We start from the raw sequence: 10,581 nt of genomic DNA on the forward strand, positions 1-10,581 counted from the left end.
AGGGCCTGGGTAATTACGGTCGGACAATTGATGATCAGTTCATAACACGCTCTAGGCCGTCCGCCTGCAAGTATAAACGATATAATCGCCTTTTTTCGACCGGCTCAAGCTGCCGGGGTGAGACCGAGCCGCACCTTCACCACCCCCGCATCGTCCGGATCGCGCACCTGTGAGAACCCGAGCCGGCGGCAGACCGCGAGCATCGGCCGGTTCTCGGAGAGCACCGTGCCCTCGACGGAGAGGATGCCCTCGAAGCGGGCCCAGTCGAGCATCAGCCGCATCAGGGCGTAGGCGAGCCCGGTGCCGCGGGCATCCGAGCGGACCAGGATCGCGAACTCGCCGCTGTCGCGGTTGGCATCGGCGTGCAGCCGCACCGCGCCGAGCATGGTCTGCGGCCCCGCCTCCGCGTCGGCGAGCGCGACGAAGGCGATGGCGCGGGCATAGTCGAGCTGGGTCAGGCGGGCGAGGAAGGCGTGGCTGAAGTCGCGCACGGGGGCGAAGAAGCGCAGGCGCACGTCCTCCGGGTCGATCTCGGCGAAGAAGGCGCGGAACAGGGGCTCGTCCTCGGGGCGCACCGGGCGGACCCGGATGGCGCGGCCCTTCAGGGTCATCGTCCGCACCCACTCGGTCGGGTAGGGGCGGATGGCGAAGCGCGGGTGGCCGCGGCCCCGGCGGACGCGCTCCGGCCCGCGCCCCAGGCGCACGCGGGCGTCGAGGGCCACCACGCCGGTCTCGTCGGCGAGCAGCGGGTTGATGTCGAGTTCGCGCACCTGCGGCAGGTCGGCGGCCAGCTGCGCCAGCTTCACCAGGGTCAGGGCGATGGCGGAGAGGTCGGCCGCCGGCACGTCGCGATAGGCGGCCAGCCGCCGCGCGACGCGGGTGCGCCCGATCAGGTCGCGGGCGAGCGCGAGATCCAGGGGCGGCAGGCCCAGCGCCCGGTCGTCGATCACCTCGACGGCCGTGCCGCCCCGCCCGAACACCACGACGGGCCCGAAGGTCGGGTCCTCGGCCAGCCCCGCGATCAGCTCCCGGCGCTGCCCCTTGCGCACCATCGGCTGCACGGCGAACCCCGCGATGCGCGCGTCCGGCCGCTCGCGCCGGGCCCGGGCCAGGATGCTGCGGGCGGCCTCCCGCACGTCCGCCTCGCTCGCCAGGTCCAGGTGGACGCCGCCGATGTCGGACTTGTGCACCACGTCCGGCGAGACGACCTTCAGGGCCACCAGCCCGCCGCCGGCGATGATCGGCCACGCGGCGGCCGCCGCCGCGTCCACGTCGGGTGCGAGCACCAGCGGCACGGTGGCGATGCCGTAGGCGGTGAGCAGCCCCGCCACCGCCACCGGATCGAGCCAGGACGCGCCCTGCCGCAGGGCGCGGGCCACGATCCCGCGGGCGGCCTCGCTGTCGACGGTGAAGTCGCGCGGCAGGCTGTCGGGGGTGCGCATCAGGTCGTCCTGCGCCTCGCGGTAGCGCACGAGGTGCAGGAACCCCTCGATCGCCTCGGAATCCGTGGCGAAGCGCGGGATGCCGGCCTCCGAGAGCGCCGCGACGGCGGCCGCCTCCTCGCCGAGCGACACGGCGAAGACCGGCTTCTTCCGCGTCTGGCCCCGGCGCACCCGCGTCACGGTCCCGGCGATGGCCTGCGCGACGGCGGCCGCGTCCGAGCGGGCGGTGGGGACGTGGATCGCCAGCACCGCGTCGCTGGCCCGGTCGGCGAGCAGGGGTTCGAGGGCGGCGGCGAAGGCCGGTCCGCCCGCCTCGATGCCGAGGTCGATGGGGTTCTCCGCGCCGAACCCGTCCGCGGGCGTCACCTGCGCAAGGGTGCCGCCGCTGTCGGCGAGCCGGTCGGCGGCGAGCAGGCCGATGCCGCGCCCGTTGGTGAGGATGGCGAGCCGGTGCCCGGGAAACGGGCGCTGGCGCCCCAGGGTCTCCGCGGCCGAGAACATCTCGTCGAGGTCCTGCACCGCGAGCAGGCCCGCCCGGCGGAAGGCGGCCGCATACACCGCGTCGGGCCGGGCGAGCGCCCCCGTATGGGTGACGGGCCGGCGCGCGTCGGGGGCGTGGCGCCCGGCGCGCAGCACCACCACGGGCTTGGCCCGCGCGGCCGCGCGGGCCGCGGACATGAAGCGGCGGGCATCCTCCACCCGGTCGAGGCAGAGCAGGATCGCGCGGGTGCGCAGGTCTCCGGCGAAGTGGTCGAGGCAGTCGGCGACGTCCACGTCGCAGGCACCGCCCAGGGACAGCACGGCGGAGAAGCCGGCCCCGTGCCGCACCGCCCATTCCACGATAGCGGCCGCCACCGTGCCCGATTGCGAGACCAGGGCGAGGTCGCCGGGCGCCGGGGCGTGGGCGAACAGGCTGGCGTCGAGCCTGTGGCCCGGCACCGCGAGGCCGGCACTGTCCGGGCCCAGCAGCCGCAGGCCGTGGCTCCGGGCGATGGCCTGCGCCCGCGGGCCGGGGTCGTCCGCCCCGAGGCCGAGCCGCGCCGTGAGGATCACGGCGGCGCCCGCGCCCGTACGGCCCGCATCGTCCACGATCTCGGGGACGCGCTCCGGCGGCGCGCCGATCACCACGAGGTCGGGCACCGCGGACAGATCGGCGATCCGCGCGGCGCACGGGGCGCCGTCCACGGTGTCGCGGTTCGGGTTGACCAGGAAGATCGGGCCGGGAAAGCCCGCCGCCCGCAAATTGTCCAGGATGGCGCGCCCGAGGGAGCCCTCGCGTCCGCTGGCGCCGACGAGGGCGAGGGAACGGGGTCTCAGGAGGGCATCGAACCGATAGGTGCTCAAAGCCGCTCCGGGCCGTCCCCGCCGCCGCGCCTCGGCGCCGCGTCGGGGCGGGCCGCGGTCAGGCCCGTGCCGCGGGCTGCGGCGCCAGGACCAGGGTCTCGCGGGCCTTGAAGACCCGCGGCCAGTTCATCCGTTCCGCCAGTTCCAGGGCTGCCGGGACGGTGAGGCCGAAGGCTTCGGCCATACGCTCGACGGTGATCCAATCCGGCTGCATGCGAGACCTCCCCAGGTCCGATCGTTGGTATTCGTATCGAGAGACTGCTTTCCGCGCGCAACGCGCCGGAACGACCGAAGTTCCCGCATGTCCGGCCGCTCCGCTAGCGGCGGGCCGGGCCCGGGCGCGGTTATCGACCGCCATTTCGCGTCTCGGTTTCCGGATCGTTGCGATGGGCCGGCGTCGGGATGAGCGACGCGCGATTGGTTGTCTAGGCAACTGTAGCACGAAGTCAAATTTATAATGAAGCGTGTTTGAAATCAGAGAAAACCGGGCGGCATCTTGCGTTGGGGTCTACAAGCCCATAACAACCTGCGGTCGAATGTCTTGAACGCTTGAGTCCGACGAAGCGCGCCGGCCCTTCGAGTGTCGACTTCATCACACTTATCAGACATGGGGAAAAGATGACCGTCGAGAGCGGCCTTGCGCCAGACTACATCACGCTGGCGACCGAGATCGTATCGGCCTTCGTCAGCAACAACTCGCTCCCGGTCTCGGAGCTGCCTGGATTGATCGCCGCGATCCACGCCACCCTGAACACCCTCACCGCCGGCCCCGCCGCCGAGAAGGCCGAGGCCCCGACGCCGGCCGTGTCGGTCAAGCGCTCGATCCAGCCCGATTATCTGATCTGCCTGGAGGACGGGAAGAAGTTCAAGTCGCTCAAGCGGCACCTGCGCACCCGCTACGACCTGACGCCGGAGCAGTACCGGGCCAAATGGAACCTGTCGCCCGATTACCCGATGGTGGCGCCGAACTACGCGGCGGCCCGCTCCGAACTGGCCAGGACCATGGGACTCGGCCAGCAGCGGCGGAAGAACCGCGCCGCGCCCGCGGCCGATGCCCAGGCGCCCGCCCCGGTCGAGCGTCGCGCCCGCAAGTCGGCCGAGGGCTGATCCGCCGGGCGCCGGCCCGGACGTGACGCGGCAGGCTGTCCACAGCTTTTCCGCGGTCTCGGATCGAGCGCAGATCGCACGCCCTGCGCCCCTGGGCAGGTCGTTTCCGGCCTGCCCAGGGGCGACGGGCGTGCGAGACCGGGGCCCTATCCCGCGCCAACGGTCGGCCTCCGCGCCGCGCCGTTAGAGATCGGGCAAGCCCCGCCTGCGATGACGGAGGGCATCGGTCGGACCCGGCCGGCAGCCCTTCCGAAGACGGTCCATGCCCGGCCAGCCCAGCCTAGTCGCCCGCCTGTTCTGGACGGTCCTGGCCGGCTGCGCGCTGGCCTTCGCCTACGGCCGCGCGGGCGGGCTCGCGGCCGGCCTCGCCGTCTGCCTCGTCCTGCTGCACCACCTCGACCGGCCGCGCCGGTTCCGGTCCCGCGTGCGCCGGATCGCCCGGCGCCATGCGCCGACGCTGGCCCTGCGGCGGCGGCAGGAGAGCTTCGTCGATCCCTACGGCAACCTGATCCGCGACGGCTGGCTGCGCGAGCGCGACTACTTCGTGGCGCGCACGGTGCTGCCGCAGGTCGAGCGCCGCTTCCCGGACCTCACCGAGGCGCGGCGGGAGACCATGCTGGCGATCGTCGAGGCGGTGGCCGACGCCGTGCACCTGCCCGAGGAGGACGAGGCGCCCGAAGACGGGATCGGCTACGAGCGCTTCTGCGCCGGCCGCCTCGCGCAGGGCGGCTGGCGCACCCATGCCACGCCCGCCAGCGGCGACCAGGGGGCCGACATCGTGGCCACGCGCGGGCGCACGCGCCTCGTCGTGCAGTGCAAGCGGCTGGGCCGGCCCGTCGGCAATGCCGCGGTACAGGAGGCCGCCGCCGCCCGGCGCTACTGGTCGGGCGACGTGGCGGCGGTGGTCTCGAATGCCGGCTTCACGTCCGCCGCCCGCAAGCTCGCGGCGGCGACCGGTGTGCTGCTCCTGCACCACGACGACCTGCCCGGCCTCGAACCGGAGGGCCGGGCGACGGTATCGGCAATCCCGCGCGGGGCTTGAGCGAAGCCGAGATCCGCCGCGCGAGGCGATCGACCGGGGTTCGTACGAACCCTGCGGATTTCGCTCCGGACGGCGCAACCCGGATGCCCTTGCGCGGTTGACGCCCGGAACCGTCCGGCGCCGCCGGAACCCTCCAGATCGGGCAGCTTCCATGACCACCGAATCGCGGGTCAAGACGCATATCGACATCCACGACCGCAGCGTGCGCGAGCACTGGTCGCATCATTTCGGCATCAGCGACGAGCGCCTGCGCAAGGCCGTGCGCATGGTCGGCACCCGCGCCAGCAGCGTCGCCGCCTATCTCGGGTTCCGCCCGGCCACCTGAGGCACGCGTCCGGGCGGGCGTTCGCGAGACCGGGGACGCCGTCCGGTCCTGTCGCAGGCTGTCGGGGGCGTCCGGCCGGGTCCGGAGAGGGACGATCCTCGCCGTCTTGCGCCGGCGCGGGCTTGCCGACCGCCGGAGGAAAGCACGCGAAGACCCGTTCCGTGGCCCTTGCCCGTTCCATGGCTCTTGCCCGTTCCGGGAGCGACGGGCCGCGGCGCCGCGTCGACGGCGGTCAATCCGGTGGCGGAGACGACGCCGTCTGGGCCTGCACCACGTCGCGGACGGCCTTCAGCACGCTCCGACGGTCCTCGTCGCTCCGGATCGCGTCCCACAGCGTCAGAAGTTCGTTGGTCTCCATGAGATCGCCGAGGCTTCCGCTGCCACTGGCCAGGTCCTCGACCGTGCAGCCCAATGCCATGGCGATGCGTCGTCGAATCTGAGCGGCACGCTCAGGCGGCAGTTCGTCGGTCATGCGGCAGGTCTCGGTTCGTAGGACGGGGTCATCCTGCGACTGGGGCTCGGTCGAGGATTGCGGGGCCCGGGCGAGGAATTCGGCGCCGGCATCGGATCTGAATAAAATCCTCGCTCGGCCGTGATCCGTCTTCGCAAGCCCGTCGCGCGCGTCGTTGTCTGAGAGAGCGAGCATGTCGGTCCCGGACCGCCGAACTCGAAAAACAGATCAGACATCGGCATGGGACGCGGTATATTTGTTTATGTAATATAGTTCGTATTTCGTTCGATATCGATCGTGTATAGTATTTAGAAATATCGAAACGAAGTGTCTGTCTTCTCCCGGAATTTTCATGGGTATCTGATTCAGTATCGAAAACAAAACGGACGAGCATCATTTAAGGGAAAAATCGGCGTCGTCAAATTTGCGTAAAAATTATAGCTGTATACGTTATTTTGATAGTCGGCCGCGCTTCAAGCCTGCGGTTTCGATGCGCGAATGCTCTACGGGCTATACTCAAGCTCCGCGGCTCAGTGATGGCGGGCGGCATCCCGGGGAGTCTCCGACGGGGGGTAGCCGTACAAGCGCCGATACCGTTGCCCGAAGTCGCTCATATGAACGAATCCCCATCGCCTTGCGACGTCGCCGATCGAATGCATCGCCTTGGTCGGCGAACTCAGGTCCTGATGGACGTTCTGCAGTCGACGATCGATGATGAACTGGACCGGTGTGCTCCCGAGCCTTCGACGAAAGTCGTCTTGCAGCGAACGAACGCTGATGCCGGCCGCCGCTGCGATGTCGGCCAACATCAACGTGCCGGAAAGGTGGGATTCGATATAATCGAGTGCGGTTTGAAATCTGTGGCGAGAGATGTCTTTTTTCGCGATCGGTTTCGATTGCTCGCGTTTCGGCCAGGACGAGAGCAGCTGGTAGCTCATCACCTCCTTGAGCAATGGAAAAATCAGGTCGTCGTGTCGGCTCACGTCCTGAATTCGACTCTGGACCTGCCTCAGCGTGCAGAACAGGGCCTGCATGCCGGGGAGCGTCATTTCGGCGATCGGCGCAAGCGGTTGCAGGCCGACCTGCGTGCCACCCGTGAGCGCGTCGTTGGCAGCCACCAGGGCTTCGACCGCGATCGTCGCGCTGACGGCATTGAACCCGCTCGAGGCCTGGACCTCGCGCAGATCCTCGAAGCCGACGAGCGTGGCGTGTGTCGGCGAGCCCAGGGCCTTGCCGGTCCGGTGACGGTAGACGATCTGACCGTTGGTTACGAAGCGGATCGTGACCAGTTCGGCGTTGAATTTCGGCTTGGTGACGAAGCCGCTCGCCGAACGCGTCTCCCAGAAGCTGAAGGCTTCGCTCTGGCTGCCGACGACTTCGATGTCGGGTTGGATGGACCGCCTGATATCGAAATCGACCGCGATGCCGCCCCTGTCGTTGAAGACTTGGAGTTGGCGCAACGAGGTGATGCTCGCGACGAGCCGGCTTTGGGGGCGCCAAGTGGCCGGATCGAGCGGTCCGTGGCCTTTCATCGTGGAAACCTGAAACCGTTCGACCGCGACGGAGTGGCGACGATCACCTTTCGGACATCGCATACGGGATACCGGCCGCGCCGCAGGCGGAGCGGACGGCATCCGCGACCATAAGGCCGGCCTGGGCGCATGGCAAAAACCGGCCGGCCGTGCCGCCTCGACGCGATGCGGCGCGGCCGCGCCGGCGGCGGGCTCGGCCCGTCCTTCAATCCGTCTTGCCGTCGAGGCCGAGCCAGTGCCGGCCGTCGCGGGCCAGGAGGTCGTCGGCGGCCTTCGGGCCGGGCGTCCCGGCCGGGTAGGTCTCGATGCCGGCCTGCGGCCAGCCCCGGAGCAGGGGGTCGACCGCGGCCCAGCCGGCCTCGATGTTGTCGGCCCGCTGGAACAGGGTCGCGTCCCCGGTCATGCAATCGTAGAGCAGGGTCTCGTAGCCGACGTTGGGCGTGTTCGCGAAGAAGTCGGCGTAGCGGAACGCGGTCTGCACCCGGCCGACGCGCATCTGCGGGCCGGGCACCTTGACGTTGAGCTCGGTGCCCGCCCCGTGCTCGGGGTCGATGGTGATCCGCATCACGTTGGGCGCGAGGCTCTCCACGGGCGTGCCCTCGAACAGGCGGAAGGGCGGGGGCTTGAACAGCACCGCGATCTCGGTGCGCCGGCTCGTCATGCGCTTGCCGGTGCGCAGGTAGAACGGCACGCCCGCCCAGCGCCAGTTGTCGATATCGAGCTTGAGGGCGACGTAGGTCTCGGTGTTCGAATCCCCGGCCACGTGCGGCTCGTCGCGGTAGCCCGGCACCGCCGCCCCCTCCAGTGTGCCGGCCGCGTATTGCCCGCGCACGGCGTGATCCGGGCGGATCGGCTTCACGGCCTGGGCGAGCTTGGCCTTCTCGCTGCGCACGGCCTCGGCCCCGAAGGAGTTCGGCGGCTCCATCGCCACCATGCAGAGCAGCTGGAACAGGTGGTTGGGCACCATGTCGCGCAGCGCCCCGGTCGGCTCGTAGAAGCCGCCGCGCTCCTCGACGCCCACCGTCTCCCCGGCGGTGATCTGCACGCTGTCGACGTATTCCCGCCGCCAGACCGGCTCCAGCATGCCGTTGGCGAAGCGCAGCGCCATGATGGACTGCACCGTCTCCTTCCCCAGGAAGTGGTCGATGCGGTAGAACTGGCTCTCGTCGGCCTGTTCGAGGATGCGGGCGTTCAGCGCCTCGGCCGAGGCGAGGTCGTTGCCGAAGGGTTTCTCGATCACCACCCGGCGGAATTCGCCCTCCGCCTGCTTCAGCAGGCCGGCCCGGCCCAGGCCCTCGACGATGCCGCCGAAGAAGCGCGCCGCCACCGCCAGGTAGAACACCGCGCTGCCCGAGACCTTTTGCGTGATGGCCGAAAACGTCGCCGCATCCTCGAAATCTCCCTTGAGGAAGTGGATGCGGTCGCGCACGAAGCCCCAGCTCGTCGGGTCGATGCGGTCGGCGTGGAACTCCGAGCCCGGGTCCTTGCTCAGGGATTCCATCGAGGCGGTGAGGTCGCGGCGCAGGCCGTCGTCGGAATTGTCGTTGTGGTCGATTCCGAGGATGCGGAACCCCTCCGGCAGCAGGCCCGCGCCGGCGAGGTTGTAGAGGGAGGGCATCAGGAGGCGCTTGGTCAGGTCGCCGCCCGCGCCGAAGATCACCAGGGTGCAGGGCGGGGCCGGCCCGGTGCCGCCGGCCGCGCCGTCCTCGAGGGTAGCCTCGGGCTGTTCGGGCTTGGGCATGCGTATCCTCCGCGGCACTGCAGCAAATCCGCACGACAACCGGCGGCCGGCGCGACCGTTCCGGGGGCCCCGCGCGGGCGGCCCTACTCGTCCGGCCGTACCGCCTGGCCCGCGTCGATCGGCAGGCGGGGGCCCTTCAGCTCCCCGTCGCCGGGCAGGCTGCGCACGTCCCAGCCGCCGCCGAGCGCCCGGATCAGGGCGACCGCGGTGGTGAAGCGGGACAGCCGGACCTGGAGGGCGGCCACCTCGTTGTTCAGCGCCAGGGACTGGGCCGTGACCACGGTGGTGAAGTTCTGGGTGCCGGCCCGGTACTCGTTCAGGGTGATCTCGACGGCGCGGCGCGCCGAGGCCAGGGCCGCGTCCTGGGCCACCTGCTGGCGGGCGAGGATGCGCACGCCGGCCAGCCCGTTCTCGACCTCGGCGAAGGCGGTGAGCACGGTCTGGCGGTAGCCCGCCACCGCGGCGTCGTAGGCGGCCCGCGCCGCCTGCACGGCGGCCGAGCGCGCGCCCCCGTCGAACAGCACCTCGGTGCCCGCGGCCGAGACCGACCAGACCTGGTTGACGGGCGAGAACAGGCCGGCGCTGGTCAGGCCCGAGATGCCGCCGGAGGCCGAGATCGTCACGGTCGGGTAGAAGGCGGCCACCGCCACGCCGATGCGCTCGCTCTGGGACTGCACGGTGCGCTCGGCCTGGGCCACGTCCGGCCGCCGCTCCAGCAGGGCCGAAGGGATGCCCACCGGCACGGCCGGCGGGCGCTGGGGCAGGAACGCCACCGGCAGCGACAGCTCCGAGGGCGGGCGCCCCACCAGCGTCGCGATGGCGTGCTCGAACTGCGCCCGCGTCAGCCCGACCGCGATGGCCGCGGCCTGCACCGTCTGCACCTGCGTCTGGGCGGTGATCACGTCGGAGCGGGCGGCCACGCCCGCATTGTACTGGTTCTCGGTGATCGCGAGCGTCCGCTTGAAGTTCTCGACGTTCTCGTTGAGCACCTTCTGGAGGGAATCCGCGTAGCGTAGCGACAGGTAGTTGGTGGCCACCTCGGCCTGGGTCGCCAGCCGCACCAGGCCGATCTGGGCGGCGTCGGCCTGGGTCAGGGCCGTCTCCGCCTCGATGCTGCGGCGGACCGAGCCGAACAGGTCCAGCTCCCAGCTCGCCTGCCCCTGGAGGGAGACGCTGGTGCGCTCGTTCCCGAGGGCGCGCGAGCGGGTGATGCCGGGTGCGCCGATCACGGTGGGGTAGAGTGCGGCCTGGGCCGATTCCACCAGCGCCCGCGCCTGCCGGTAATTGGCCACCGCCTGCCGCAGGGACTGGTTGTCCACGTCGACCAGCCGGATCAGCCTGTCGAGCGCCGGGTCCTTGAATACCCGCCACCAATCCCCGCGCTCGGCCCCGTCGTTGGGCTGGGCCGGGCGCCAGTTCTTCTTGCCGGCGACGTAGCCCGCGCTGTCCTCGCGGGTGCCGCCCTGCTTGAACGCCAGCGGGGTCTCGACGGAGGGGCGCGTGTAGTCGGGCCCGACGACGCAGCCGGAGAGGGCGGTGGCCAGGGCGAGGAGGGCGAGGGTTGGGAGGGGGGACGGCCGCGCCTTCCCTCCCCCCT

At 70.7% G+C, this 10,581-nt stretch carries 9 protein-coding genes; 3 read left to right on the plus strand and 6 right to left on the minus strand.

The window, feature by feature from the left end; all coding sequences use genetic code 11:
- Positions 1-104 precede the first annotated feature (104 nt).
- On the minus strand, positions 105-2,786 hold the full coding sequence (locus tag COGEMETH_RS01315) for a bifunctional acetate--CoA ligase family protein/GNAT family N-acetyltransferase (protein WP_238180819.1): 2,682 nt from the start codon (positions 2,784-2,786) through the stop codon (positions 105-107).
- Positions 2,787-2,844: 58 nt separating this feature from the next.
- Complete coding sequence (locus COGEMETH_RS01320; RefSeq protein ID WP_238180820.1) at positions 2,845-3,000, minus strand: hypothetical protein; 156 nt, start codon at positions 2,998-3,000, stop codon at positions 2,845-2,847.
- 404 nt (positions 3,001-3,404) lie between these two features.
- Here COGEMETH_RS01320 and COGEMETH_RS01325 point away from each other — a divergent pair, with 404 nt between their 5' ends.
- The 3 genes from COGEMETH_RS01325 (at position 3,405) to COGEMETH_RS01335 (ending at position 5,260) form a co-directional block, all read left to right on the plus strand.
- On the plus strand, positions 3,405-3,893 hold the full coding sequence (locus tag COGEMETH_RS01325; RefSeq protein WP_238180821.1) for a Ros/MucR family transcriptional regulator: 489 nt from the start codon (positions 3,405-3,407) through the stop codon (positions 3,891-3,893).
- Positions 3,894-4,155: 262 nt separating this feature from the next.
- On the plus strand, positions 4,156-4,935 hold the full coding sequence (locus COGEMETH_RS01330; RefSeq protein WP_238180822.1) for a restriction endonuclease: 780 nt from the start codon (positions 4,156-4,158) through the stop codon (positions 4,933-4,935).
- Positions 4,936-5,086: 151 nt separating this feature from the next.
- Positions 5,087-5,260 (plus strand): DUF3606 domain-containing protein, encoded by a 174-nt coding sequence (locus COGEMETH_RS01335; protein ID WP_238180823.1) that lies wholly within the window; start codon positions 5,087-5,089, stop codon positions 5,258-5,260.
- A gap of 232 nt (positions 5,261-5,492) precedes the next feature.
- Here COGEMETH_RS01335 and COGEMETH_RS01340 read toward each other — a convergent pair whose 3' ends face one another.
- From COGEMETH_RS01340 to COGEMETH_RS01355, 4 genes are all read right to left on the minus strand, one after another.
- Positions 5,493-5,732, minus strand: a complete 240-nt coding sequence (locus COGEMETH_RS01340) for a hypothetical protein (RefSeq protein WP_238180824.1) — start codon at positions 5,730-5,732, stop codon at positions 5,493-5,495.
- 509 nt (positions 5,733-6,241) lie between these two features.
- Positions 6,242-7,243 (minus strand): helix-turn-helix domain-containing protein, encoded by a 1,002-nt coding sequence (locus COGEMETH_RS01345; RefSeq protein ID WP_238180825.1) that lies wholly within the window; start codon positions 7,241-7,243, stop codon positions 6,242-6,244.
- Positions 7,244-7,448: 205 nt separating this feature from the next.
- Positions 7,449-8,984 (minus strand): glucose-6-phosphate dehydrogenase, encoded by a 1,536-nt coding sequence (zwf, locus tag COGEMETH_RS01350; protein ID WP_238180826.1) that lies wholly within the window; start codon positions 8,982-8,984, stop codon positions 7,449-7,451.
- Positions 8,985-9,067: 83 nt separating this feature from the next.
- A complete protein-coding gene (locus COGEMETH_RS01355; protein ID WP_238180827.1) occupies positions 9,068-10,528 on the minus strand; it encodes an efflux transporter outer membrane subunit in 1,461 nt (486 codons plus the stop codon).
- Positions 10,529-10,581: the final 53 nt, after the last annotated feature.

The organism is Methylobacterium trifolii, from assembly GCF_022179685.1.
Lineage (GTDB): Bacteria > Pseudomonadota > Alphaproteobacteria > Rhizobiales > Beijerinckiaceae > Methylobacterium > Methylobacterium trifolii.